Raw genomic sequence first — 25,610 nt, forward strand, 5'->3', positions numbered from 1 at the left:
CTCTTTGAGGCGAGTCCCAAATTCCAACAGGTGTGCGACATCTTTCCCGAAGTAATCGCCCAGGAAGTCGCAATCCTCTTTGAGGCGAGTCCCAAATTCCAACGGAGGAAGTTTCTTGAGCGGGCGAGGGGTGACTATTTCGGTCGCAATCCTCTTTGAGGCGAGTCCCAAATTCCAACATCACCGCCCACCACGTTGTTCCCCGCCGTCATGGGGGGGTCGCAATCCTCTTTGAGGCGAGTCCCAAATTCCAACCACAAAGACTAGGTTTTTCTTCATAGGGGGCCATTGTGTCGCAATCCTCTTTGAGGCGAGTCCCAAATTCCAACAGTCGGGGGTCTTGATCGCTCGGGCTCAAAGGCTTAGGGGGATGTCGGTGATAACCCCGCTTCGCGCACGGGCGGAAAGGGAGCCGAAAGAGCGCATTGGCGAGCCCCATTTTTGTCTTAAGGGGCTGTCTCGTCAAGACTTGGCCTATTCGTGATAAGGCCCCTGCCTTCCCCGATCTGGCCAATGTTATCACCAGCGTTCCACCACCGCTCATGGCCTCAAATGGGACGTTTCTCAGATTGTCAAAGATCGGCCCGAAATCGGACATAAGACGTGACCGTTGTATCACGTATGATAATGGAAGTCAATAGATTTTTCGGCGCGGACCGAGCCGGTTCACCTTCGGCGCTGGGTCTGGCTGCGGCTGGCCAACTCGATGTTTCAGAAGATATAGACATCGGGTTCGGTCGTGATGTCGCCGCGTCCGGCCAGCAGAATTTCGTCCACGCACCCCTGGCAGAGCCGGTAGCAGCGGAGGCTATCGGTTGCTGGATCTATTTCGGATCGCAGCCGGTGAAAGAGCACGGTGAACTGATCCTCGGTGAGCAGGCATTCAAAGACGCTATACTGGACGCGGGTACCGAAGTCTTTGAGGATGTCGCAGATTACTGCGCGCCGCTTGTTATCGCTGATGTCGTAGCTGATGATGTAAAACATGACGCGCTTAACAGGCATGGTCAGGGTTCGGCGACATAGGGGGTATAGGCGCTTCCGGTTTTCACGGTCTCGGCCAGGTGTTCCGCCTGTCCCCAGAGCAATCGGCGGAAGGTGGTGCGGTGCCCCGTATGACGGGAAATGAAAGCGCGTTGCATGACGCCTTCATACTCGCTGAGGAAGCGTTTTTTGGCTTCGGGAGAGAACCAGACGCCCTCGCCGGTCGTGAAATCCTCCGGCAGCAAGACCTCGTTGTTAAAGAGTGTGAGCACGAGTCGGTCCACGATGGCCGCGCGAAATTCTTCCATGAGGTCCAAGGCGAGGCTGCATCGGCCGTAGTCAGGGGCGTGGAGGAAGCCGAGATAGGGATCAAAGCCGATTGAGGAGACGACGGCCACGGCTTCGCCAAAAAGAAGCGAATAGCCGAGCGAAAGGGCTGCATTGATGGGATCACGTGGCGGACGTCGCGATCGCTTGTCGAAGCGCAACGACCGACGGAACATTCGCCCGTAGCTGGAGAAGTAGATTGAGGCGGCGTGGCCTTCGAGTCCTCGCAGGCTGTCAAGCGTCACAGCTCGATCAATCGAGCCGAGCACCTGTTCTAAGGCGAAGATGGCCTCCTGGTCATCCCAGTCGGGGTGGTTGCGCCGATAGCGTTGAATCACCCGGAGCGAGGATTGAACCTTGGCCGCTACAATCTTGCGCGCCAGGCCGATGGTGAACTGCTGGTCGCGCGTCCGCTCGTATTGTGCCAGCCGTAGCGGGATGTTTTTCGATTCGAGGGGCACAAGTCGCCCTTTGAGCCGTCCATGCCAGGAGAGGAAGGTCGTATCAATGCCATGACGCAGCAGTGCGGAAATGGCTCCCGTCGTCAGGTGGACGTGGCCGAAAACGATCACCCGTTCGATCTTGAGCAAGGGAAGCTCGGCAAGCGGCTCGCCATTGCGACAGACGATCAGTCGGTCGCCAGTCTGACGAACGACACTTCCCTGCTCGGTCAAATAGAGCGATGTCATGAGAGTGGCGTTTCCGTTAAAAGGGTCCACAGATGAACACGGATGGGGGCCTCACCGTAGGCTCATCCGCGTTCATCTGCGGCGCGCTGTGTCAGGCGGCGCAAGACCGGTCGCGGGATGGCTCTTTAAGGAGGGGGTGCGGGACGCCGGGCCAGGGGATGATCTCGGCTCCAGAGGGAGCAGCAACAGGATGTCGGCGCTTTAGCTTTTTCTTGATTGCGGCGATGGCGCGCTTGTTGCGATAGGCGGTGATCAAGCACCCGTTGCTCACAAGGAGTGTCGTTCCCACCAGGCGCTCGAGTTCGCGTTCCAATCCGCGCGGAATCTGGCGCCGTCCGAAGAAAAAGAAAGTCACTCCGGTGCGGTGGAGCTTTTGCCCCAACCGCAGCACCAGATGTACATCCTCGAGCGATATCCCGCGCTGGGCCAACCGCTGGCCCGCATGGCGCGAGATGCGCACGCGTTCGATTTCGATCGCTTTTATCATGGGGCTTATCTTAGAACACCACCCGCGTTGGGGGAAGAGGGAGCAACCTTGCCGGAAAGGCTTCCGGCAGGCGAGACATATCGTCCGCAGGTTCGGGCAAGCAAGAGACAATACCTGAACCTCAAGCAGAATACGATCCTGCTCCACCAGGTGGCCCGAAGTCATACCGGCTGAAGGGTGGGGAACGGGCCGATTTCAGACTGGCAAGTTCCGACGCGCTAGCCAGCTATCCTCAGTCCATGAGGGCTTTTCAAAATAACCCGGACCGGGCAAGTGAACGCGAGGGACATGGGGAGGGCAAGTGTCGGTTTGACATCACACCCACTCAATCCCGAATCCGCCTTCCACAATGCCCAATTGGTATTAGCGACGTCTGGCGATAGCTGATCGTGGGTGGTCAAGCGAGAGTCAGTTGGAAAGGGAGGCCGGCGTAATCAAAACGCCGCCCGCGCGAAGGCGACCGGACTTTTATCCCGAATGGACCATACGCCCTCAAGAAGATCGTTTTCGACTTCCATTTCTCCCCGGGAGATGAAAAAATCCAGAGGCCGCGGGCGCAACGAGCCTGCGCAACATCGAGTCGGAGGAAGGAACTATGAGGCGTGGACGGTTCCGAAAATGCCTGGTCATGCACTTCTTTTTCATTCTTGCACTGGCGCTGGCCGTTCCCGCTCAGGAGAAGGTCCTGACGCCGGAGCTGATCCTGAGCATTCGGTTCATCACCGATGTGCAACTGTCGCCCGATGGGCGTCAAATCGCCTTTCAAGTCATACGCACCCGGCGCGATGATGAAGGGCCGGGACCGGCGCTGAGTGAGATCTGGATCATGCCGGCGACGGGCGGCGAGCCGCGCCGCTTCACCTATAACGACAAGAGCGATCGCGCCCCGCTGTGGTCGCCCGATGGCCGATGGATTGCGTTCCTGTCGCAGCGGTGGGGCTCGCCTCACACGCAGATTTATCTCATCCCCACCGATGGAGGCGAGGCGCGTCCGCTCACCAGAGCCGAGAATTCCGTTCAGGCCTTTCGCTGGTCGCCCGATGGCCGCCGTATCGCCTACACGGTCACCGATCCGAAGACGAAAGAGGAGCAGCAGGCCGAGCGCGAAGGTCGAGATTGGATCGTCGCCGACCGCAATTACAAACACACGCGCCTCTACGTAGTGGACGTTCAAACGGGCAATAGCCATCTGGTCACGCGGAGCGACATCACGGTGCACGATTTCGACTGGTCGCCCGATGGCCGGGAGTTGATCCTCGCTGCAGCGGACACGCCGCTTGTTGACGATTCCTTCATGCGGGTGAAGCTCATGCGGGTTTCGGCTGATGGCGGCGAGCCGCGCCTCTTTGTCAAGACCGAAGGCAAGCTCACGCATCCGCGCTGGTCGCCCGATGGGCGATGGATCGCGTGGCTCGGCGCGACCTCGATGGACGATCCCTACGCCGGGAGCGTCTTCGTTGTGTCGTCGGCAGGCGGCACGCCAGAGAATCTGCTCGCCGGTTATGAGGGCACGGCCGTCTGGTTGGGGTGGTTGCCCGGCGCGCCGAGCACCATCGTCTTCACGAGCATCGAGCGCCAATCCAGCGCCATGTATACGATCGCGCTGCCTGAGCGTCGGCGCGAGCGACTCCTCGATCAGCCGATCATTTACGGCTCGGCGCCGAGCTTCAGCCGAGACGGGCGACAGATGGCCATCGCCGCAAACACCCCGCAGCATCCGAACGAAATCTTCTTTGGCGGGACAGGGAATCGCCCGCTCGCGCGCCTGACGACGTTCAACCCGCAGTTGGCCGATGTGCGGCTCGGCGAGCAGGAGGTTGTGCGCTGGAAGAGCGTGGATGGATGGGAGATTGAAGGCGTCCTCGTCAAACCCGTCGGCTATCAACCGGGTCGTCGGTATCCGCTGGTGGTGCAGCCGCATGGTGGGCCGGAAGCGGCGGACCTCAACGGGTGGCTTGGGAGTTATTCCCGGTGGGGACAGATGCTCGCCGGGCGCGGCTTCGCCGTCTTCTATCCCAACTATCGCGGCAGCATCGGGCGCGGCGTCGCCTATGCCAAGGCCGATCATCGCGACCTCATGGGCCGCGAGTTCCAGGATATGCTGAGCGGGATTGATCATCTCATCCAGATCGGGCTGGTGGATCCCAATCGCGTGGGCATCGGCGGCGGGAGCTATGGCGGATACACGTCGGCGTGGGCGGCGACCTTTGCGAGCCATCGGTTCAAAGCCGCCGTCGTCTGGATGGGCATCACCAACTGGTACAGCATGACGGGCACGTCGGACATCTTCTGGGAGAACTCCACGGTCCATTGGAACGCCATCATGTACGACAACTTCGCCCTCTACTGGGAGCGCTCGCCGATCGCCCATATCGCCAAAGCGCAAACGCCGGTGCTGCTCATTCACGGCGCAGCCGATCTGCGCGTGCCCATCAGTCAATCTCAGGAACTTTACACGGCGCTCAAATGGAAGGGCGTGCCCGTTGAATTCGTGACCTATCCGCGCGAAGGGCACGGCGTGGCCGAAAAGGCTCATCAGTATGACTTCATGACGCGTGTCATGGGCTGGTTTGAGAAGTACCTGAAATAGTCCTCGTCCTCAAAGCGCCAACAGTGGGGGAGCCGATGCACCACGGAAAACTCTCTTCTCGCGGTGAGCGGAGTTGGTCGCTGCGGGCTACTCCATCCGCTGCCGAAGTGATACCAGTTACGGGCTGTGGAGAGGCGGGTTTCGGACGTCCTCGGTCCGATCCGGTAGCCAGTCTTCTTAAACTCATGAGGGTTTTTCAAAAGGCAAGAGGTATCCGACACCACAGTCGGGCCGGATGATCCTGCCTCGATTGGCTGTCTGCCGAAGGCTCAATTTGAGTTCCGAAAAACAGCGGTGCATCCGCCGGATTCGTCAGCATTATGGTGCTCGACGCGTCGAGTTGGCCCAAGGCATCGAGGACCGGCAGGATGGCTTGCGCGAAGCGATCTACGGCGGGACGCTCGATCAGTAACTCCTTTGAGGGGTCCTTGCGTGGCTCGCCGAAGTGGCAAGCGGCGCTCATTGGATTGGAGACGCAACTCGAGCGGGAGTTCCGCCAGGCCCTGACGCCGGAGCACATGGTGAGGTTCCGGTAGACCAAGAGCCAAGAGTTTGGCCATCGGGGGGCATAAGGCGCGACCTCGTCAGCTTGAGGAGCGACTTCGTGAACGATTCCGACGCCGCTCCTCAGGCGCGAGGCTTCAGCATCTGCGGGATCATCAGGGTGATGAGCTTTGTCCCCTGAGGCGGTAGAGGCGCTCTACGTCATACGAGGTGGATGGATTGTCGCTTTTCCGAATCGCCCTCGCATACAGGAATTTCAAAGCCCGTGTGTCGGGATCATAACCGATGGCAATCACAGTGCCGGAAGTGAATTCCCGGCCACTAGAGCCGGACTCATGGAGGTATCCGATCTCCACGACTCCGTCCTCATCGAAGTCGTCTGCGAGTCGTCCGGGAGTGAAAACTCTCCCGCTTGGTGGGAAGTTCGGATCCGGGGGCGGGACGAGGTTCACAAGGTAGAGCTTATCCGGGAAGACCAGGCAGGGAACCCAATCCTGGATCGGTTGTCCCTCTGAATGCGTGATCTCGCACCGATCGTTAACCCACTGCCGGCCTGACACCTGCCCTGTGGATATCTCGTAGGTCGTGGCAAGGTAAAGACCGTTGGGTTGCCTCTCGAGGGTATGGGCCAAACTCGGTTGAATTGGCCTTTCGCTCAAGATCACTCCGCTCTCGGGGTCGCGATTCTTCTCCCATCCTCCGCTGACCTCCACGCGATAGCTTCGGGCAGTGAGGATGCGTTGACCGGGAGCCGGGTATGGCGTGGTCGCCGCTGCTGCGCACCACTGGTAGGCAAAGAAATCGTTCGAGAAGCTCGAGCAGTAGTACGCCGCGAACTGTTGCAAGCACATGAGATAAGCAGACGCATTCCCGCTTTGTAAGTACCCGACGCAGTAGGCGTGAGCCTGTCGCCTCACCTGCTCGAATGAGCCAAAGGGATCAGTTTGAGCGGCATTCTTTTGGGAGAAGGCTCGCGTCGGGAATGCACCCAGAGCGATCACGAAGGCGACGACAGCGATTCCGAAACGGCGCCCAGCATCCAGGCTAGCGCTCATAGATCTCCTCCTCCTTCCGTCTGTGCGTTTTGCTATGGAGTAGCACAGGATTCGTGTCTTGTCCATATGCATCCGTTCAGGTGGCGTATGATACCTACGCCTGCCTATCGGTTGTTGAGAGATGGAGCAGTAAGCGCGGGTGAGGGTTCACCCCGGATGGCAGCTCGACAAACGTTGGTCAGGTAGTCCAGTACTTCTCATTTCTGCTGGCGCAAGGTGGTGATGGTCGTCAACAGCCGGACGATGAACCGACTGCCCGCTTCGCTTTGCGTTCTGAAACGGCGACGACACCGCAGCACGTATCGGCGATGCAATTACTGTGGCACTGTTAACTGTCGGCCCGCCACCTGCGCAAAGGCCTCAGCGCCACTTCTGGCTCCAAGGTATCCTGGTACGTGCGGCGCGTTTTATCATAAAACAGACCAGACCCATCACGCGGGCTTGGATGGTAGCACGCTGGAAGATCTACTTTCCACATCCCGTCAAGCAGGTAGCCGTTACCTGCATCCCTGATCCGGAATCATCCAACCCCATCTCTCATCATTGCGGATTGCGGGAGGTAAATATCGAATGCCAACGAGAGGCTGCCAGGTGTTGAGAGCCTCGTCCTCACCGGAGTCCGGCAAGGTTGCTGGCAACATTACCCATGATGTTGAAGCGTCAGCCCCTGTGATATACTGATCGCCGACGCAAGCGAGGAGGGCTGGGTATGGACCGACACAACCCGGTCATTCTGGCAGCGCTTCTTCATGATATCGGCAAGTTCGGCGAACGGACGGCGGAACCCCTGCCTGTCTGGGCAGAGCCGTTTCATCACGAGGCAAGATATACCCACGAACCCTACAGCGCCGTATTCGTGGAGGAGCAGCTCGGTCGTTGGCCCCTGGACATGACGACTGTTCGGCGTCTCGTTCTCAAGCATCATGCTCCATCCCTTCCGGATGAGCTGTTAGTCTCGCTGGCCGATCGTCTCTCGGCCTATGAGCGCGCCGAGGCCGAAGGTGATCGGGAAGGTGCTCGTGGCCGAGCCGAGACGGCATTGCGGACAGTCTTCTCTCGACTCCTGGGCGTGTCTGCTGATGGGGCCCGGTATCACGAACTGGCTGATCTCTCGCTCGATCGTCGGGCCCTATTTCCGCGCCCGGATGCCGTTGGATCGGTCGAGTCCTATCGCGCGTTGTGGGAGCGATTCACGAGCGAAGTCGCGCGCGTCCCTCTTGGGGATCTTCGCACGTTGCTTGCCGTCTTGCGACGGTTCACGTGGGTGATCCCATCGGATACGCGGCGGGATCTCATCCCGGACATCTCGCTTTATCATCACCTGAAGACGACGGCGGCCATCGCTGCCTGCCTCGTTCGGGAGGAACTTGGCGAGTTCGATGTGCGGACGCTCCACGATGGCTTGACGAACCGATGGAAGAAAGCGCCGCTGACTCCCCGCGAGGAGGAACTCCTCCATCGCCCGCTCTGCGCCCTCGTCAAGGGTGACATCTCGGGCACGCAGGATTTCCTGTATCTGCTGACCAGCCGCGGTGCCGCTCGGGGCCTTCGCGGTCGCTCGTTTTACCTTCAGCTTCTGACCGAGACGATCGCCGAGTGGATCCTCCGCCAATTCCAGTTGCACCCGACGAATGTACTCTTTGTCGGCGGCGGACATTTTTATCTGCTGCTTCCCTATCGGGCGGCAGCCGAGCATCTGGATGGGATTCAACAGCGTATTGCCCGCGTCCTGTGGAAGATTCACAAAGGCGATCTCTCGCTCCTCGTCGCGTCTGTTCCGGTCGCGGCGATTGATTTTTTGGAAGAAGAGGCCGGGGGAAATGCCTTCGCCGCGAAGTGGGGCGACGTCTCGCGTCGGGTCAATGAAGAGAAGCAGCGCAAGTGGCAGGATCTCGGCCAGGAGGGGATGCGCCGCGAGCTGTTCATTTCGAGGCAACGGGGCATGACGGCCGAGGATACCTGTCAGGTGTGTCACAATGCAGGGGCGCTGGAAATCCAGGACGATGTGCGCAAATGTCAGCACTGCCGGGGATTTGAGGAACTGGGCCGACTGCTCCGGGATCCAACGCATCTCGTTCTTTTCACCGTGCCCGAAGCCGAGCCTCCGGAACAGGCTGATTGGCGCGATGCCCTACGGGCCTTCGGCACGGAGGCATGGCTCATCCATGAAGGCGATGTGTTACCGCGCAGACCTCCGGGAGCGACAGAAGCGAGGGTCTACACGCTCGATGCGACCGACTTTCTCGACGAAGACACCTGTCGCCGCTTCCGGTGGGGTGATCTGCCGGTGAGCTACGATTTTCGCTGGCTCGCTGATGCCACTCCAAGAAAACACGACGAACACGGCCAGGAGGTCATCGCTGAGTTCGCCGATTTAGCTGAGGCCTCGCAGGGCGTGAAATGGCTCGGCGTGCTGCGCATGGACGTAGATGGCCTCGGCGACGTCTTCAAAAACGGCCTCGGCGCGCAAGCGACGATTTCGCGCATGAGCACGTTGAGTGAGTCATTGCGCCTCTTTTTCGAGGCTTGGGTGCCGCGTTTGTGTCGCGAGTATAACCGCTTTCAACAGGGCAAAAAGGACGCGCTCTACCTTATCTATGCCGGAGGCGATGATCTTTTCGTCGTCGGCGCCTGGAGCGTACTGCCGGAGCTGGCCGAGCGCATTCGCGACGACTTCCGCGAGCTGGTCGGGGGCGATCATGTGACGCTTTCGGCCGGTATCGCCATCGAGCATCCGAAGTTTCCCCTCTATCAACTCGCTGCGAACGCGCGCCACGCGCTCGACGATCAGGCCAAGGAGTTTCAACGATCGAACGGGAGAGCCAAAGACGCCGTGAGTTTTCTTCAAACGGCCATGGGGTGGGAGGAGTTCGCTCGTATCGCCGGGTGGAAAGATGCTCTCCTGCAAATGCTCAATCCGCAAGGAGAGGAGCCAGCGCTTCCCCGCGCGTTCCTCATGCGGCTCATGGAGATTCACGCCCTCTATGCCGGGAACCGCGCCCGCTGGCGACGCGCCCAGCGGCTGCGAGAGATCACCCATGAGCAGATGGAAGAGCTGATCCACTACGACAAATGGCAGTGGCGACTCGTCTATCATCTCAGCCGTTTCGCTGAGCGGCACGAGCAGCATAGAGAAACGATTGACCGCCTCCTGCGGGAGATCGTGCAGCAAGATGGATTCATCGCCCGGCTGCGCGTCCTCGCTCGCTGGGCGGAGCTTCTCACCAGGGAGGGATAAGCCATGACCCGAACGAACCCACCGCGACAAGATCGCTCGTCATCTTCGACCGGGACACCTACGCGTGAAGAGGTTCAGCGCGCCATCCGCGAGGGCGGGCGCGCGCTTGTAGATCTCGCCGAACGGCTTGGCCCTCAACTCAAAGAGGGCCGCCTCACGACCAGCCAGATTCGAAACATCTACGGGATGGTCAAGCAGATGGAGATACGCGGATTCGATGCCAATGAGTTCGTCCTGCTTAAGCCCAAGCTCGCTTATGCGGCCGCGCGCGCCAACGTCCCGGGAGCGGACACGCTCAAAGAAGTGTTGACCTGCGCCATTGACGAGGTCGGCACCGATGCGACCAAATTCGCTCGCTTCGTGGACTTCTTTGAGGCGATCCTGGCCTATCATCAAGCGGCTGGTGGTCGCTGAACGACCAGGGAGGGACACTTATGCCCACACTCACGCTTCGAGGAAAAGTCATCATCACCGGTGAGATCGAAGCCGTCACCGGACTCCACATCGGCGGGGCGGCTGCCGGATTGGACATCGGCGGCATTGACAATCCCATCATCCGGCATCCGGTCACGCGCGAACCCTATATCCCCGGTTCGTCGCTTCGGGGGAAAATGCGATCGCTTCTGGACCATCACCTCGGCAAAGAAGCCAATCATTTCATCCAGCGGCGTGAACCCGTCGTCCGTCTCCATGTGTGCGAGGATGAGGCGGCATACACTCGATGTCCCGTCTGCCAGATCTTTGGGGTGACCCCTGGAGAGCGACGTGGGTGGAAGAATCTGAAACCCGCGCGCTTGATCGTGCGCGATGTACACCTGGCGCGGGATCATGAAGCGACGGAGCGGCTCCGTCAGGCCAAGACCGATCTCCCCTTCACCGAAGTGAAATGGGAAGCGGCAATTGATCGCATCACCGCAGCCGCCGTCCCGCGTCAAAACGAGCGCGTGCCTGCAGGCGCCGTCTTCGCGCCCTTCGAGCTGGTCTATGGCCTTTACGATTTGAATGGCACAGGATGCGATCGCGATCTGGACTGGCTGCGCTATGTCTTCAAGGCGATGGAGCTGCTAGAGGACGATTACCTCGGCGGATATGGCTCGCGCGGAGCGGGGAAGATTCGCTTCCGGCAGATCAAGGTTGAATTCAAATCGCGCCGGTATTACGAGGGAGAGGTCGCGCTCGAGACGCTTGCCGAAAGAATTGACGACGTGCGGCAACTGCCTGTGTCGGAATACATCACTCGCCTGCAGCAGTTGATCCGGGAGGGATAGAAGATGCCCCGTTTTGCAACCTATCGGCTACGCTTCCGCTCGCCGCTTCACATCGGCGAGCGGGGTGTGGGGCTGGAAGTCTCACGCACGCATATTCCGGCTGATACGCTCTTTGGGGCTGTCTGCTCCCTCTGGCGCGAGCTATATGGAGTTGACGCGCTTCACCGTGATGTGCTCGACTGGTTCACCGAAGGCGAACCGAATGCACAGCCCTTTGCCCTCACCTCTGCGTTCCCTTACGCCGGTGACGTGCGGTTCTTTCCGAAACCGCTCGGGCGGCTGCCCAATGTGACCCTCGCCGACGGAGATGAAAAGGCGTTCAAGCGCGTGCGCTTTGTCTCCGAGCGCGTCTTCACCACGGTCGTAATGGGTGAGCCCATAGCTTTTCAAAAGCAAAATTGCATTAACGGTGGGGTTGTGTGGGTGACCGAAGAGGAGAGAGATCGCCTCGTTCGCTGGACCGACGACATGAGCGGTGACATTGTGCTCTGGAAAGTGGCCGTCGTCCCGCGGGTGACGCTTGATCGGCTCACGGCAGCGTCGGAGATCTGGCATTTCGGCGAGGTTCTCATGGCTCAAGGGACGGGCTTATGGTTCGCCATCGAGTTCAATCATGAGCATGGTGAGGAGCTGACGCGGCGATTTGAAGCCGTCCTGCGCGCGCTCGGCGATACGGGAATAGGTGGCGAACGCGGAGCCGGCTGCGGGCTCTTCGACGTGGATGGTCCGACCGAGGAGGCGCTGCCGGATGTTCCCGAGGCCAACCGATTCGTGACGCTCTCGCCCGTATGCCCGAAAGATGTCGTCGAGCTGGAGCGCCTGACGGGCAGTGGAGCCGCGTATGAACTGATGCCGCGTCGCGGCTGGATCACGTCGCCGGAAGCAATGAACCTGCGCCGCAAGATGGTCTGGATGTTCGCCGAAGGTTCGGTACTCGCCGGTCCATCTCTGCCGCGCGCGGGATGTCTCGTCAACGTCAGGCCCGACGTATGCCCTCACGACGTCTGGCGCTACGGAGTCTCTTTCCCGGTAGGTCTGGCGGCGACCGCCGGCTCTTCGAGCTGAGGGACGAGAGGGAGCCATGGGTAGGACATCGTATACACTGCGCTGTCTCAGCCCCGTCCATGTTGGGACCGGGAGACAGTTCACCAAGTTCGACGGCGTCTACCATGAGCGACGGTGGTACGTGATTGATCTCGACCGCGTGCTCATGCACGGCGTAGATGCAACCGTGCTGGCCCGCGATATGAGCGAGCGGGCGTTCACGTGGTCGGCCTGGCTCGGCGGACGAGCCATCGCGCCGTCGGACGTCTCCGCTTATGATCTGCCCTGCCCGCAGGACCCTGAAGAGACTCCCGTCCGCGAAGCCATGAAAGATGTCTATGGGAAGCCGTATGTGCCGGGCAGCTCAATAAAAGGCGCTATGCGCACAGCCATCCTGTGGCGTCTGCTGCACAGCGACGTTGAACATCAGGAGTTTGTCAGGCGCTACGTGCTGCTCTGTTTGAAAGCGACGGAGTTGCTCGATTGGCTGCGCGAGCGCCGAGCGTTCGATCGTCCCGAAGAGCATCGCGTCGCGCTCGCCGAAATCTTCCGCGTCCGCCACGATGAGGCCGGAGCGCTTCAGCGCACGCTCTATCGCATCCTGCATGTGGACGAACGAAGACTGCAAAGCGAGCGGAATACGTTCCGGAAGCGATTGCAACGATTGGGGCGAAGCCGCGAATGGCTCGCCGAACCGCTGGAGCGTGCTCTGCTCGGACACGATCCCAATCACGATCTCCTGCGGGCGCTTCAAGTGAGCGACACGCGCCCCGTTGACCTTGACCGGTTGGCCGTCGGGCTGGTGTGGACGTACACGCAGCGGGGGAGACAACTGGTCGAAAAACGCGAGGAGGATGGCGAGTACAAGGTCTTCGCCGAGTGGCTCGTCCCTGAAACGACGCTGGAATTCGAGCTTCATACCGACGACTTCCTCTTCACGGACGCCGCCGAGCGTGAACTGCATTTCCAGGGAGCGAAAGAAGACGCGCTCCGACAGCTCGCGCATACCTGTAATGAATATGCCCGCGCCGTCATTTCATCGGAGCGAGCCTTCTTCAGCGAGCGCGGTCCAGGCTCGATCGCTGATTTTTACGCCGAGCTTGAGGCGATGCTTCGCGATCTCGCCGAAGGCGCGTTTTTACTGAACATCGGATGGGGCGGCGGCTGGGAGATGAAAACCATAGGCGATCTGCTGAGGCGCGTGCTCTCGCCCGAAGAGTTCGCCCAGTTGCGCCAGCGATATGGGCTGGGCGAAGATCCGAGGACGCATCGGCTAGACCCGGAGGGACTTTTCCCGCACAGCCGACGGATCGCCTACGAGGGTGGCGCGCCCATGTATCCGTTGGGCTGGATGCGGGTCGAACCGAAAGGAGGTCGAGGATGAGCACAACGGCCCTGATCATCACCGCGGGCAAAGTGTCACTCGCTGAGCACCGGGGCGGTGTGCGCCATTCCGGAGAAGGACTCTTTTCCCCCCGCGTGGATCAGAGGTCTGGGGCCTGACGCCGGGGATGTGCTTCAGAAATGGTGCGGATGATTATCGAGTTGAAGGCACAGGCGCGTTCGATATTCGGTCATGCTTCGAGCGTCGCCGGCGCGCTTTGCGTAAGCGAACTCTTACGCCTGGAGGATGACTATGGGACTCCGACAAAAGGGAAACCAGCGATCCCTCGCGCGATCGCGAAGACGCGATAACGCTCGCCACATCTTCGTGACCGTGCTCGGCCAGACGCCGCAGGTTGTCACGGAGACGCTCTACGCGCTCATGGTCGAACGGCGCGTCCCCATCTCGGAGATCTTCGTCATCACGACACGCGTGGGAGCCGAACGGGCGTGGCGCGATCTGCTCGATCCGCACCAGGGCCAGTTCTTCGCCTTTTGCCGGGAATACGGCTTCGATCCCCGATCCATCACCTTCGATGAGCATCACATCCTGACGATCGTCAAGACGCCAGCCTCAAGACGAGCGCGACCGCCCACCAGCGCGACATCGAAGCCGGGCCAACGAGCCGATCGTGCGCTGGAGGATATTCGCACCGTGGAGGACAACCGCTGCCTGGCCGAGCAACTTCTGGGCTTCATTCGGCAGCTCACCGAAAATCCGCATACGGTCGTGCACGGTTCAATCGCCGGCGGCCGCAAGACAATGTCAGCCTATATGCTGCTGGCCTTCACGCTCTACGGGCGGGAACAGGATCGGCTCTATCACGTGCTCGTGCCCGAACCCTTCGAACGGAATCCGCAGTTTTTCTTCCCTCCGCGGCGAGAGCGATTGATCGGGATCGGCGTCGGACAAGTCGCTTCCACGCGCGAGGCCCGCATTGATCTGGCCGAAATTCCGTTTGTGCGACTGCGGCCCTGGGTCCTCAAAGAGAGGAGAGTGCAGAGGACGATCGAGGAGCACATTCGCATCGTGCAGCGCGATTTGAACCGCCGCGCAGCGGAGTGGGAATCGCTCGTCATTGACTACCAAGCGCGACGAGCGCGCTGGGGTGACCGCGAGCTGCCCATAACGGGTGTGAAGCTGGCGCTGTTGGCTTACTTCGCCGAGCGCCGCGCCGAGCACCGGCAACATGGACGCCAGAAGATCGAGAACTGCCCCCATTGCTTTAGCGGTTTCAGTGACTTCGATCTCGTTCGTTACGAGGTCTTATATCGGAGGTTCGTTCCCGCGGAAACACGGAAAGGGAAAATCGAGCTGGGCCCCGATCTCTTCCTGAGTTATCGGGCCAAGCTCAATCGTGTGCTCACGCGCGAGGGATTCCCTCCGGAGTTGCAGATCGTGAACATCAGCACGACGCCACGCAATGCTCGCTACGGACTGCGACTCGATCCGCGCCGAATTCGCCTGGAATCCCACCCCGGTGAACTCGTAAAGGTGGGCATTCAGAATCCTGCCGAGGGCGACCGGACCGAACCCCATTGAAATTACCTCGGAGCACGGCGCCCTTAAGCGAGGGAACCCAGGCGCAAGCGGACCGAACCCCTTTGAGATTAACTCCCTATCAGACGGGCCCCGCGGCAGCAAGTGAGTGAACCTCGCCTGGGATCTGCCCGAGGCAAGCTCCGTTGAGATTAACAGCCTACCGGATGAGGCCCGCGGCAGTCGGCGATGCCAATTTAGCTTAGCGCGAAACCGTGAGGCGAACCTTATTGAAAATTGACTCATGCCGCATTAAAAGAGCCTGCGTCAGCAAGGGACCGAGTATAGCCTAGGGTGAGCGGAGCGAGCCCTAGGACATCGGCCCTCAATTCAGTCCAAACCCCGAGGGGGGCGACCCATGGGATTGTCGCCATGCATGCCCGGCAACACGCGTTTGGCTCAACCGCGCGCGCTGCCCGCTCCCACGGCCCCGCATTGCCACAGACGCCGTGCGGCTTTTTTTCGCAAACTGGAAAGTCAGCGCTCCTTCCTCCCTGTGCATTCCTCAGAGACGCTGGAAATATCGGGCGCGACATTTTCCAGCACCCGCGGTTCGCGCGGCCTCTTGATGCCCTCTCCACCCTCTACCAAATGGGGTAAGACCTGGCATCAATTTCCGGACTATTGTCAATTGCTCCGACGGGGCGTATTCGCGGCGCGTCTGCAAGCCGTCGTTGATTAATTCACGTCCCGGCTCCTGACATTTCACGTCCGTCTCCCTTCGGGTGGCTACGTGCGCGGGTCATTGGCACATCTACAGCATTCCCAACAGGCGTCCGCACGTCAGGGCGCGCCGTCAACGGCGTGGTTCGTTTTCGCCACCTCGTCGGATGGATCGAAAATCCCGAAGGCTTTTGGTCGCTACCACGGGTCGTGATCGAAGATGACGACTTCGCCGGTGACCGGCGACAAGTAGCTAAGCCGCCGCGCTTTGCCGTGGAGCGCGTGCGCGATTTTCAGGTACATCCAGATGGGAGCCTGCCCCGTCAGAACGACCGCGCGGCCCTCCCCGGCCAGCTCCAGCGCCCGCCGTTCATATTCGGGCAAATCGCCCAGCTTGGCCGCGCCCGAATAAAACGTGCTGAGGTCAATCGTCACGACATCAGGTTCGACAGTCATCTCGTGCTCGCCTCCGAAAATACGTTTGAGCGTCTCGCCTATCTCTTTCACGCGAGTGACGAGCGCGCTCGCCTTCGTCGGTTGCTCCTTCATACCGGCATGATCCACATCGTTTCGGGCGTCGCGGATCGAACTCCAGAGCGCGATGAGCGATTCCGCCTGATCGTGCGCGCGGAATTTCTCCACATCCGCCGCATCCGGTTCGGCTCCGGTCCACGGGTCCGAGCGCTTCCTTTCATCCGGCTGTTTGCTCCAGGTCAGATAGTTGAGCAATCGTTCGGCTCGCTCGCGGGCCTCTCGTTGAAGCGGATTTTCGAGATCAAGGAGCACGCAGACTTTCGTCACCAGCAGTTCGCGCGCGAGCGTAAGGGCCTGAACAAAGAGGCCGCGCTCGATATACCACGCGATCATGCGATGCTGAACGTGAAGATTTTTCACGCTCGGCGACGTAGCGAACTGGGCGAATTCCTGGCCGAGCGCAGGAGCAATCAGCGCAAACGGTTTAGCCCACCGGGTGGCCTCGTTCAATGCCGCATCCGTGAATAGATCGGCCAGGCGTTGGGCTTTCTCCATGACCTCCAGAGGACGGATGAGCAAAAGGGCTTGAGAAAGCTCGTTGACCCGATCTCCCATTTTCTGAAGCGCCGTCGGCTTCTCGGCCGCGATCGGCGAGGTTTCGGTCGGACGCTCGCGCCAGGCTTCAGCCTGAATCTCCTGGAGCAATCGGGAGAGATCAGCCGCCGATCCGCTCCGGCGGAAGATGTGAACTGCTGCCAGCCAATCGAGCAAACTCAAAAACGGCGAGAGGTCGAACACCGGAGCACGGCCTTCATTATCGCGGGCCTCGAAGGCCCCGTAGACAATCCCGCGCACGCGAACATTTTTGACCGCGCGAAGATAGGCGACGGCCAGGAAAACGACAAACGGGAGCGAGCGGAACCCGTGCGTAATGTCAAAGATCACCTCTTCGCCTTCATCTACGCTTTGGACGACACGATCGAAGATCGTCCAGAGCTCGTCGGGTTTTCCGCCCCAGGGAATTTCGACCGGTTTGGGTTCGATTCTTCCGGCGAGCCCCTCGCACAACTTGTTCCAGTAGCGTTCCTTCGACTCCTTGGTGACGAAGACCGTCATGTGATCTGGCTGAAAGAACTCATAGAGGGCGATGGGAAAGAGATCCGATTCCACGACTTTCCCTCCGTAGAGGTATCGGGCCGTCTTATACCCATCACCCGTTCCCAATCCCACGAACGTCAGTGCCTTCATCGGTCTCCTCCCCAAATCACCACGGATGGACGCGGATCAACGCGGATGAGGAAATTGATCCGTGCCCATCAGTGTTCATCCGTGGTCTCCTGGCTTCACAGTGAGCGCCATGAGAAGCTCCTCTGAAAATTGGCGAGAGCGCATGCTCGCGTCGTGCCCGCTTGAGTGTGCTCGAAACGCGTGCTCCCAGGCCGCGTCATTCCTCTCATGCCGGGCTCACTTTCGTCACTTTTTCATCGGCCGTTACCGCCATCACTTTCACTTTCACCCTCTTGCCCGGCGGATGAGGATAATACGCGGTCTCGAACGTGACTTCCTGATCGAGCCCTCCCAGTAGCCGAACCGTTACTCTTCTGCCGTCGTTTGCGAGGACCTCGGCCTCAAGTTTGTCCCCCTGTTTGACACGTGGTCGAGCTGGTGGTTCGGGCGGCTTGGATGCAGCTTTCGTTTTCTGTTGCTCAGGGGAAGCGGGACTCGGCGATTTCTTCTCCGGCGCGGGTTTCGGGGCTGGAGGTGAAGCTTGAACGGGCGATGCCTTCTGCGACGGGCCTTTTGCCGACTCCGCTTTTTGGAGTTTCGCCAGTTCCTTCGTCAGTTCCTCAGCCGAGATCCGCCCTTCGGCGAAGAATCCGTAGCCGCTCGCCGTCTTGCCGCCAAAGCCGAGTTGTTCAAGTCCACGTTCGAGCCACTCCCGAGCAAGTCGCAATGCCTCATCAGAACGAGCGACGAGCGCGAATTGAAAAACGGGCTTCTCTTCCGCACGAGAGCCAATGCCGATAGTGAGGAAATTCACGGGATTCGGGCTCTGCCATTCCGTCGGGAGATTGTTTTTCGGATCTCGATAGTAGTCGGGGAAATGCGGGTTCAAGATGTCCACTTCGAGCCTCGGCGGTGCGATCGCATACGCATCGAGGAAGACGACATCGCCTTGCTGGTGTTCTTCGGCCTGCCGTTCGTCCTTGCTCTCGGAGCCGAAGACGAGCTTGATCTTGTCCGCCGGCTCACCTGTCAACTCGGCCCACGCGCGCGCCACGCCCTTGAGCCCGCTTCCCGGCAGATAGGGAAACCCATAGAGCGAGTGAAAGGCGAATCCGACTTCCATCGGATGCGCTCCGCCGAGCCCTGAAAGAATCCGCGCTTCCGCTCGCTTGCCGAAGATAACGGTCTTGTAACCATGCTCCTCGAACGACGCGACCATCCGCACCTGTCGCTCCAGAAAGGCGAAGTAGGCATCGCGCGGGAAACTGCGCGCGATGGATTCGACCTGCTCAAGGAACCAGCTTTTGACGCTCCTTTCTCGCCTTCCCTCTTTGAATTTCCCCTCCAGCGTCCAGTTGCCGTCCCATATCCAGACGAATTTATTGAACAGCAGTCCGACGTTCTGGGCATGTGAGCGAAGCGCTTCCGCCAGCGCTTGACTATCGCGAGGCAAGGGGAAGCGCGGCGACGGCGGCCCATCCGTTGGTTGTGATCCCGTTCTCGCTCTTCTTCTCCCGTTTGGCATAGTCACTCCTCCTCAGGCTCCGGCAAAACAGCTTCAGCGAAGCGGCGCAACCAGTGGAGGTAGCTGAGCGCCTCGGTCGTCGCCTGCCGATAAGTCTCGCTCGTCGTGTTGAAGATACGCTCGATGAGCGTCGGCTGAGTGGCGCCGGTCCAACGAATCTCACTGAAGAGCCATTTCTGAAGGTGAGCATAGACGATCTCGTGAGGATCGTCCGCATTGCCCTTCCCTTTAGATTTCAGAAAGGCGAGCGCCTGTCCCAAGCCATTAGTCAGAATCATCACCGGCAGCTTCAACACGAGGCCGCGATACTTCCGCTTCACGTCCGGCGATTTTCTATCCACCTCCTGGACGTCATCCCACGCTGCCTTGGCTCGCTGTTGCTCTTTCGTCTGTTGAAAACTCACGGTGCTAGCCATTGCCCTGTTCCTCCTTTCCTGGCTTCGGTTGTTTCCCTTGGCCGTGGAAACGCACGCTGACGATGCCGCGCCCGATGGTGGCATCGCCGCCGAGCTGCAGGCGCTGTCCATCAATGCCGCGCAAGAATGCAAGCACAGCCGGAGAATCGGCTAATTCAGCGCGATCATCCTTCACCGGATCGTGCGCGAGGACGACGGAATAAAGGAGCGAATCGGGCAGGAGCGCCTCTTCGTAGAAAAGCCCGCCCTTCACGACGGTGCGTTTGTCGTTGTCAATTTTGATTCGCGCTTGAACTTCCGTGGAGAGTTTGACGAAGTCTCGGAAGGCGTTGTCGGGAAGCACAAGCAAACTCTTTTTGACTTTCTCCCGCCAGAACGCATACTCGCCCCGGTCAGGGAACGCTTCTTGAGAAAGCCATTTTGCGATGGAGGTCACCTCCTCCTTTCCTTGAAACCCGAACGCATACTCTTCGAGCAGAACCTGATCGTCAGCGGCCACATCGCAGCCTTCTCGCACTCCCAGCACGGTTCGATCGTCTGGAGGTCTCGGTATCGTCCAGTCTATGGACACACCGGCAATTTGGGCATCGCGGCGAAATCGCTCGAGCGCCGTCGGCGAGGTGCAGTAGGCGAAGATGCCTTTGAGCGAACGAACGGGAAAGAGCAGAATTCGCGCATCGGTGAAGCTGACGGCCGCCGCGAATCCGCTCTCTTCCGATCCGATCTTATCCGGCCCGAACGCGAGTTCGATCTTGCGCCTGTCGGCACTATCAGTGGACCTGAACTCGAACCATTCGCGCACGGCGCCTTTCAGGCCGGACGCCTGGATCACGGGAAAGTCGGTGTACTTTTCGCGTTGAATGGGCAGGTCCACGACGCCGAGGCTCGTGCCGCTGCCGGCATGAAGCGACGTCTCGGTGTAAAGGAACATCAACGTGGCTTTCTTGAACATAGTCACCATGCTCCTATCAGAGAGTACCCGAAACCCTGTCGCGCGGTCCCGGGAAAAGTTTCCGAATCCTCGGAGATGGACTTTTCGTGAAACGTTTGAGCAACCGCATCAGCATCGCCCTCCAGAAGCTCGAAGAAGTAGACGCTTCCGGCTGGCACAAAGCGATGAACGGGCTTGGGAAACTGCTTCGCCAGGTCGAATCCCCCGATTCCGACGGGCTTGCCGAGCGCCACAGCAACGAGTTTGACGCGCACGTTTCCGCGAGAGGCTTCGAGCGTGCGCTCGTCAATCCATTCCGGACGCCAGCCGTTCACAAACAGAGCGGGAGTCACGAGCACTAGCTTGAATCTGCGGCGCTCCTGAATTCGTTGCTTGATTTCATCGAGCGCCAGCGCTGAAACCCGCGCCGGTTGATAATGAGCCGGACGGCGATCTCCGCCCAGGTTGATCAATCCGGAATCCGGCAGGCGGTCTGTCCCGTTAAACTCAGCAAAAAAGCCGATGCCCTGCTTGAGTCGAAGGTACTCAACGCTGTAGAGCAAGCCCTCGCGCACGGACCGGCGCGCGCGATCCCGCGCGATCCCGGTTCGCTCCTCCCGGGTGAAGATCGCTTCCCCGATCTGATTCCCGGCGATGACTTCTTCGGGAGCAAAGAATGAATCTGCGGAATGCGCGTCGTCAGCCAGATACCGCTCTATCCCTCGCTCGGTGAGCCAACCTGCGGCGGCGTCAAGATGCGCGTCTTTCATGAACCAGAGATGTCGCAGCCCCGGAGGGAGATTCGTCCGAACGGGGAATCCGTCTACCGGTTTCAGGAGCGCGAGCCGTCCCGTGCCTTTGACTTCAGCCACGTCCTGCGGCATGGGATAAAGCAATTCCACCGGGATCGCTTGCTCGTGGGAATCTCCTGATCCTCGCTTTCGCGCCACGAGGAAGCGGCAAAGCTCAAGCGTGCCGAAATGCGATGGCGAGCCGATCTCCCGAGCTAATTCCGGCGGAACGTCCTTCCCTTCCCTGAACGCCTCGAAGCGACCAAAGTGATGGCTCAACAGGTGAGAGCGGATCGCCGCATAAACGGTTGACGGCGGGGGCGGGAAGACGCTTCGCGCCAGATGATCCTCGCCGCCGGTGAAAGGCTTGCTTTCACGGAAGAGCAATACATCGAGCGGTTCGATGAAAATCGCCTTGCTCATCGGTTCTCCTCCCGACTGAGGAACACCGCCAGGTCTAAAAACTTGCCCAGATCGTCAAGCGAGACGCCCGACTCGAAAAGCCTCAAAAGCCCTTCGTCGAGCAGCCGACGGCCGATCTCGCTCTTCCCATCTTTTGAGAATCGCGTGCTGAGATGACGGCCGAGCAGGCGATGCGTCTCTTTCGCGACGGCTTCTTGAGAAAGGCCCGAGAGCGCACGGGCTCCTTCGCGGAAGACATAAGCGAATTTCGGCGACACGTCGCCGCTCGAAAAAGCATCGCGCCAATCTATTAAGCATTGAAGCGTATCAACGGGCGCGGAGCCGTCTTTCTGGTAATACCACTTCGCGCCGAAAGATTCATGGCCGCCCGACCGCTTCATGAGCGCGATGGAGAACGCATTGCGACCGATCACATCTTTGGCTCGCTTCTCCTGCGCTCGTGCGGCGTTGAGGGTTTGACCGAGGTCCTGCATGTGGTGGGCGATGGCCACGCCCATGCTGGCCGTAGCCGTCATGCCCATCGTGAGCTGGAATCCCGTGTCCGTTCGGGCGAAGCCAGAACCGGCGATCCAGTCCACCTGGTTCTCATCGCCCCTGAGCGCGCCGGTGAAGAAGGCGCGCAGCTTTCGCATCACTTCCGGCAGATCGCCGAGCGAGACGAAAGCCATCACATCATCGCCTCCGGCATAGATCAACTTGCCGAGGTGCTCCTCTTCGACGATGCGGCGAGCGGTCGCGAGCGAGAAGTCGCGCAGGGCCTTGCTGATGGCCAGATGGAGCGACGGATTGAGCGGGCGCCTCATTTCCCCCAGCTTTTGCCATTCGCTGTTCGACGTCAGCTCGTTCCACACGCTCGGATGAAGAATTTCTTGGAGTCGTGGAGCGAATTCACCGGCGACCCATTTGCCCATGTGATCGCCGTCCATCACTAATACGGCGTAGTAGCGAGACGGTGCGCCGAGAGTATTTCGCTTAGCGAAATCGAGAAGCTCGGTGAGTGCTCCCAGAGCTTCTCTCCGCGCGGACTCCAGGCCGGAAGGGTTATCCTTCCACCTCTCGGTCAGCTCACGCTGAAGATCTCGCTTATTGAAGGATTCCTCAAAGAGCCAATCCCCATCCAGGCGAGTGAAGTCCCAAGGCAGATCGGGTATCTTTTTGTGAGCGCGAGCCGCTGCTTCCGCCATCTTTGGAAGAGGCGCGCTTTTTGCCCGGTCATCTCCCAGAAGAGTTCGCACACACGTCGTATAGCGGTTCAACAACCCAAAGAGCTTCATATCTCCCGTCGGGAGCCTTTCAACGATCCGGCGCTTGAAAGACGAGGTCGCAACCGTGCTGGTTGAAGGAAAAGACGTCTCGATGTCCCATCCGAGTCCTCCGTCTTCCTCGGGGGCTTTGAAGTAATAAGCCGCGGCCAATCGCTTGGTGAGCGCAATGGCGCTCAGTCGCTCGCCGCTGCGAAGCAGGGGGATTCGAGGGATCATTCGCCGGTTCCAGAACTCGCGGAGCTTGCCGAAATCCGTATGCTCGGCCAGATGCACCGGTTCGAGCTCGGCGAACATCGTGCACTTGAAGTGCGGTTCAATCTGCCCGGCGAAATCCCGCGTCGCTTTCCGACTCCCCAAGCCGCGTTCGGTCAGCGCATAGAGCTTGCTGTAGCAGGTGCCGATGTTCGGCGCATAACCCGTCTTCTCGTACTGCTCGACGATCGAAGCGAACTCCCACGGTTCTTGCATCGGGTGGCACCAGGTCTTGAAAGTTTCGAGAAACTGCCTGTGATCCTCTCCCCAGGGGAGCACGGCCCAGTAGATCTCCAGGAAGTTTTCGACCTGCCGCCGCCAGATGCGATCCCACCCGTCGTCGGGGGTGATACCGGCTTCGCGCTCAACGCCCTTTTTGACGGCGAAGCAGATGATTTTGAAAACCTCGCGCACCCTCTCGTCAACCTGTCGAGCGAGTCCAGCCGCCTCACTCGCAGGCAGGATGGCCAGGAACCGATTGGGAACCGTCGGCGCCGAGAGTTTCTCCTCGCTTGGTTTCTCGATGAACTTCAGCCCCTTCTCTTCGATCAGCCAGAGATCGGCGAAGGGCTGTCCGCACAGGTCGGGAAAGATGATCGCGTCTGGTCCCCAGGATTCAGCAACGACTTTCATCGCCTGCCAGGAGAGGAACGAGAGCAGGTAGCTGCCCGCCCACAGGTCTTGCGTTTTTCGTGCCGCTGCGATGAAGCTCTGCACCGGCCCGAGGGCGAAAAGCAAAAATGCCGGCTCGGGTAATGCGGCCGCGATGGCCGACGTTACGCGGCGATGTTCCCAGATGGAATGATCGGGGACGCGCGTGTCAGCCGGAAGCACTTCCCAGAGTTGCCCCATGCCATCCTGCTTTCGCTTCGCTTCAAGCAGCGGGAGCAGCTCCCGCCAGAGCGAGAGGTAGAGCTTTTCGAGATCATCGCCGTAGGTGGCTCGTAACTCAGAGAACATCTCGTCCACCGACGCCATGACGGCGCGATGATCCGCCGTCGCGAGCGATTGGATGGGAAATTGCTTGCCCGAGAGCGGGTGAACGATGAGCGGATTCTGAGGCCAATCGGTGGGGAAGCCCCGGAGGCTCACGCGATCGGCGGCCGAAGCGATGCGGTCGGCCGTTTTGACTTCATCCGGGATGACGGCGTCAAGTCCGAGCTTCTCCATCAGCGCTCGGGCCCGCCCTTCATGCCCGCCGTTGATGGCGCGGCCTAAGATGAGCGCCTTCTCCGGCGGATCATGGAGCAGGGCGCGAATTTTGCGAAGCAAGACATCTCGGTTCATAACCAATTCCTCGCATCAAGATGACCACCGAACTGATCGCGAAACTGCTCGATCAGGCTGCGCTGTTCAGAAGTCGTCGGTGGATCAAATGACCGCGGCTCCCGTTTTGCACCCTGCGACTGATCCTTGATCTTGAGTTTCTCCCCGCTCGGCAGAAAAGAGGATCTGAAATAGATCAAAAGCAAGGCGATTCTCCCATTCCCCAGCTTGACGAAGCGAAACAGGAGCGGCGAGGCTCGCCGGGTGAAGTTTTGTGTCTCGACCATGGCTTGCTTGCCGGGCGCCGAACGATAGCGAAATTGCAGCGGCAGCCCGAAGGCCGGCCGCTTCAATGTCGGCGGGCGACCGGCGTTCAAGTAATCGTTCAACACGGAGGGGAAATCGGGATTACGCTTATGCCGAAATTGCTGGAATTTCCTCCCCGCCTGTTCCATTGCGTCCAAGGGGGTATTCCAGGTGCTCTGAATGACCCAAATGTCTGCATGGTCTGGATGGAGGACGGGAAAGTCCACAATGCCGCTTGGTGCTTTCGTCGTAAGTGAGTTCAGTCGCGCGACGAGATCGCGGACTTTTTTCAAGCCGTTTTCCAGATGCTCTTTTAACGCTTCAGGGCTGCTGACGCGAATCAGTGTGAAGTCGGGAAGACCTTCTAAAATCCCCCGATCGTCTTTCACCTCTTTAACCTGCACATCCCCGCCGCCGCGCCGGGCGCGCGTCCCGAATCCTGCAAAAAGCGTCCAGCACCAGAGAGCGCATGCCGCGAGCTTCAGAACACTGTCAGCTTCTTTGTTGAACGAGGAAAGCTCCAGCGTGAAGGTTGTCCCGACATCGGCATAGGGACGCTCGTTTCCGCCGAGCTGTGTCGAGTAGAGGAGATAGGTCATCCCGGGATGACGAGTCTCCCTCTTTGCCCTGTCGTATCCCAGATCAAGCTCGCTGTTTTGCTTGATTCGTCCGCCGGCCCAGCGAATGTCCTTGATCCTCACGAGCACAGGGGATCCGCGCTCCTCTTTTCCGAAGACCTGACTTTCCAGTTCGTGAAGCGTGTCCGGTCGCGTGACGCCTAGCCCACCGAGCAGGGCGCGATACCAGTAGCGCAGGTGGCCTCGGATGCTCGCGGCGCGAAGCTCGACCGCGTTTTGATCATTGCCCGACAGAAACAGCGGCGTGACCGTCTCCAGCGTGACGCTTACCTTTTTCATTTCGTCCTCCATTAGGGAACTGACTCTACCAGAGTCGGCTTCTGT

General features: G+C 59.7%; 19 protein-coding genes and 1 CRISPR repeat array. Of the genes, 8 read left to right on the forward strand and 11 right to left on the reverse strand.

The window, feature by feature from the left end:
- A CRISPR array of direct repeats spans nt 1-329; the repeat unit is 28 nt; unit sequence CTCTTTGAGGCGAGTCCCAAATTCCAAC.
- 382 nt (nt 330-711) lie between these two features.
- The 3 genes from cas2 to VNM72_14480 form a co-directional block, all read right to left on the reverse strand.
- The gene (gene cas2, locus VNM72_14470) at nt 712-1,005 is read right to left on the reverse strand and encodes a CRISPR-associated endonuclease Cas2 (protein HXF06602.1); all 294 of its coding nucleotides are present in this window, start codon (nt 1,003-1,005) and stop codon (nt 712-714) included.
- A gap of 2 nt (nt 1,006-1,007) precedes the next feature.
- Nucleotides 1,008-2,000: a CRISPR-associated endonuclease Cas1 gene (cas1, locus tag VNM72_14475; protein ID HXF06603.1), complete on the reverse strand. Its 993-nt coding sequence runs from the start codon at nt 1,998-2,000 to the stop codon at nt 1,008-1,010.
- 91 nt (nt 2,001-2,091) lie between these two features.
- Nucleotides 2,092-2,487 carry a DUF4258 domain-containing protein gene (locus VNM72_14480; protein HXF06604.1) on the reverse strand — a complete coding sequence of 132 codons (396 nt, stop codon included), beginning with the start codon at nt 2,485-2,487 and terminating at the stop codon, nt 2,092-2,094.
- A 595-nt stretch (nt 2,488-3,082) separates the two neighbouring features.
- Between VNM72_14480 and VNM72_14485 the strand changes: the two genes are divergently transcribed.
- Nucleotides 3,083-5,077: a S9 family peptidase gene (locus VNM72_14485; GenBank protein ID HXF06605.1), complete on the forward strand. Its 1,995-nt coding sequence runs from the start codon at nt 3,083-3,085 to the stop codon at nt 5,075-5,077.
- Between the two features lie 274 nt (nt 5,078-5,351).
- Nucleotides 5,352-5,489 carry a hypothetical protein gene (locus VNM72_14490; GenBank protein HXF06606.1) on the forward strand — a complete coding sequence of 46 codons (138 nt, stop codon included), beginning with the start codon at nt 5,352-5,354 and terminating at the stop codon, nt 5,487-5,489.
- Nucleotides 5,490-5,736: 247 nt separating this feature from the next.
- Here VNM72_14490 and VNM72_14495 read toward each other — a convergent pair whose 3' ends face one another.
- Nucleotides 5,737-6,636: a hypothetical protein gene (locus VNM72_14495; protein ID HXF06607.1), complete on the reverse strand. Its 900-nt coding sequence runs from the start codon at nt 6,634-6,636 to the stop codon at nt 5,737-5,739.
- Nucleotides 6,637-7,345: 709 nt separating this feature from the next.
- On the opposite strand from VNM72_14495, the gene cas10 (VNM72_14500) reads away from it, so the two are divergent.
- From cas10 (VNM72_14500) to csm6, 6 genes are all read left to right on the forward strand, one after another.
- Nucleotides 7,346-9,874 (forward strand): type III-A CRISPR-associated protein Cas10/Csm1, encoded by a 2,529-nt coding sequence (gene cas10 / locus VNM72_14500; GenBank protein ID HXF06608.1) that lies wholly within the window; start codon nt 7,346-7,348, stop codon nt 9,872-9,874.
- A 3-nt stretch (nt 9,875-9,877) separates the two neighbouring features.
- Nucleotides 9,878-10,288 (forward strand): type III-A CRISPR-associated protein Csm2, encoded by a 411-nt coding sequence (gene csm2 / locus VNM72_14505; protein HXF06609.1) that lies wholly within the window; start codon nt 9,878-9,880, stop codon nt 10,286-10,288.
- Nucleotides 10,289-10,308: 20 nt separating this feature from the next.
- A complete protein-coding gene (gene csm3 / locus VNM72_14510) occupies nt 10,309-11,142 on the forward strand; it encodes a type III-A CRISPR-associated RAMP protein Csm3 (GenBank protein HXF06610.1) in 834 nt (277 codons plus the stop codon).
- Between the two features lie 3 nt (nt 11,143-11,145).
- Complete coding sequence (gene csm4, locus VNM72_14515; protein HXF06611.1) at nt 11,146-12,207, forward strand: type III-A CRISPR-associated RAMP protein Csm4; 1,062 nt, start codon at nt 11,146-11,148, stop codon at nt 12,205-12,207.
- A gap of 16 nt (nt 12,208-12,223) precedes the next feature.
- On the forward strand, nt 12,224-13,570 hold the full coding sequence (gene csm5 / locus VNM72_14520; GenBank protein HXF06612.1) for a type III-A CRISPR-associated RAMP protein Csm5: 1,347 nt from the start codon (nt 12,224-12,226) through the stop codon (nt 13,568-13,570).
- 252 nt (nt 13,571-13,822) lie between these two features.
- A complete protein-coding gene (gene csm6 / locus VNM72_14525) occupies nt 13,823-15,112 on the forward strand; it encodes a CRISPR-associated ring nuclease Csm6 (protein ID HXF06613.1) in 1,290 nt (429 codons plus the stop codon).
- Nucleotides 15,113-15,970: 858 nt separating this feature from the next.
- On the opposite strand, the gene csx2 is transcribed toward csm6, so the two are convergent.
- From csx2 to cmr1, 7 genes are all read right to left on the reverse strand, one after another.
- Entirely contained in the window at nt 15,971-17,494 is a 1,524-nt protein-coding gene (csx2, locus tag VNM72_14530; GenBank protein ID HXF06614.1) for a TIGR02221 family CRISPR-associated protein, read from the reverse strand.
- Between the two features lie 205 nt (nt 17,495-17,699).
- Nucleotides 17,700-18,998 (reverse strand): type III-B CRISPR module RAMP protein Cmr6, encoded by a 1,299-nt coding sequence (cmr6, locus tag VNM72_14535; GenBank protein ID HXF06615.1) that lies wholly within the window; start codon nt 18,996-18,998, stop codon nt 17,700-17,702.
- Nucleotides 18,999-19,000: 2 nt separating this feature from the next.
- Complete coding sequence (gene cmr5, locus VNM72_14540; protein HXF06616.1) at nt 19,001-19,414, reverse strand: type III-B CRISPR module-associated protein Cmr5; 414 nt, start codon at nt 19,412-19,414, stop codon at nt 19,001-19,003.
- The gene (cmr4, locus tag VNM72_14545; protein HXF06617.1) at nt 19,407-20,366 is read right to left on the reverse strand and encodes a type III-B CRISPR module RAMP protein Cmr4; all 960 of its coding nucleotides are present in this window, start codon (nt 20,364-20,366) and stop codon (nt 19,407-19,409) included. The genes cmr5 and cmr4 overlap by 8 nt, the downstream gene beginning before the upstream one ends.
- 2 nt (nt 20,367-20,368) lie before the next feature.
- On the reverse strand, nt 20,369-21,559 hold the full coding sequence (gene cmr3, locus VNM72_14550; protein ID HXF06618.1) for a type III-B CRISPR module-associated protein Cmr3: 1,191 nt from the start codon (nt 21,557-21,559) through the stop codon (nt 20,369-20,371).
- Nucleotides 21,556-24,363 (reverse strand): type III-B CRISPR-associated protein Cas10/Cmr2, encoded by a 2,808-nt coding sequence (gene cas10 / locus VNM72_14555; GenBank protein HXF06619.1) that lies wholly within the window; start codon nt 24,361-24,363, stop codon nt 21,556-21,558. The genes cmr3 and cas10 (VNM72_14555) overlap by 4 nt, the downstream gene beginning before the upstream one ends.
- Complete coding sequence (gene cmr1, locus VNM72_14560) at nt 24,360-25,565, reverse strand: type III-B CRISPR module RAMP protein Cmr1 (protein HXF06620.1); 1,206 nt, start codon at nt 25,563-25,565, stop codon at nt 24,360-24,362. The genes cas10 (VNM72_14555) and cmr1 overlap by 4 nt, the downstream gene beginning before the upstream one ends.
- Nucleotides 25,566-25,610 lie beyond the last annotated feature (45 nt).

It is taken from the genome of Blastocatellia bacterium, assembly GCA_035573895.1.
Classification (GTDB): Bacteria; Acidobacteriota; Blastocatellia; order HR10; family HR10; genus DATLZR01.

Bases quoted from the DNA above. Each gene is read 5' to 3' on its own strand.
- cmr4 (HXF06617.1), bottom strand. From the start codon at position 20,366: ATGTTCAAGAAAGCCACGTTGATGTTCCTTTACACCGAGACGTCGCTT.
- cmr5 (HXF06616.1), bottom strand. From the start codon at position 19,414: ATGGCTAGCACCGTGAGTTTTCAACAGACGAAAGAGCAACAGCGAGCC.
- cmr3 (HXF06618.1), bottom strand. From the start codon at position 21,559: ATGAGCAAGGCGATTTTCATCGAACCGCTCGATGTATTGCTCTTCCGT.
- cas10 (HXF06619.1), bottom strand. From the start codon at position 24,363: ATGAACCGAGATGTCTTGCTTCGCAAAATTCGCGCCCTGCTCCATGAT.
- cmr6 (HXF06615.1), bottom strand. From the start codon at position 18,998: ATGCCAAACGGGAGAAGAAGAGCGAGAACGGGATCACAACCAACGGAT.
- csx2 (HXF06614.1), bottom strand. From the start codon at position 17,494: ATGAAGGCACTGACGTTCGTGGGATTGGGAACGGGTGATGGGTATAAG.
- VNM72_14480 (HXF06604.1), bottom strand. From the start codon at position 2,487: ATGATAAAAGCGATCGAAATCGAACGCGTGCGCATCTCGCGCCATGCG.
- VNM72_14495 (HXF06607.1), bottom strand. From the start codon at position 6,636: ATGAGCGCTAGCCTGGATGCTGGGCGCCGTTTCGGAATCGCTGTCGTC.
- csm4 (HXF06611.1), top strand. From the start codon at position 11,146: ATGCCCCGTTTTGCAACCTATCGGCTACGCTTCCGCTCGCCGCTTCAC.
- cas10 (HXF06608.1), top strand. From the start codon at position 7,346: ATGGACCGACACAACCCGGTCATTCTGGCAGCGCTTCTTCATGATATC.
- csm2 (HXF06609.1), top strand. From the start codon at position 9,878: ATGACCCGAACGAACCCACCGCGACAAGATCGCTCGTCATCTTCGACC.
- csm3 (HXF06610.1), top strand. From the start codon at position 10,309: ATGCCCACACTCACGCTTCGAGGAAAAGTCATCATCACCGGTGAGATC.
- VNM72_14485 (HXF06605.1), top strand. From the start codon at position 3,083: ATGAGGCGTGGACGGTTCCGAAAATGCCTGGTCATGCACTTCTTTTTC.
- cas2 (HXF06602.1), bottom strand. From the start codon at position 1,005: ATGCCTGTTAAGCGCGTCATGTTTTACATCATCAGCTACGACATCAGC.
- cmr1 (HXF06620.1), bottom strand. From the start codon at position 25,565: ATGAAAAAGGTAAGCGTCACGCTGGAGACGGTCACGCCGCTGTTTCTG.
- csm5 (HXF06612.1), top strand. From the start codon at position 12,224: ATGGGTAGGACATCGTATACACTGCGCTGTCTCAGCCCCGTCCATGTT.
- csm6 (HXF06613.1), top strand. From the start codon at position 13,823: ATGGGACTCCGACAAAAGGGAAACCAGCGATCCCTCGCGCGATCGCGA.
- cas1 (HXF06603.1), bottom strand. From the start codon at position 2,000: ATGACATCGCTCTATTTGACCGAGCAGGGAAGTGTCGTTCGTCAGACT.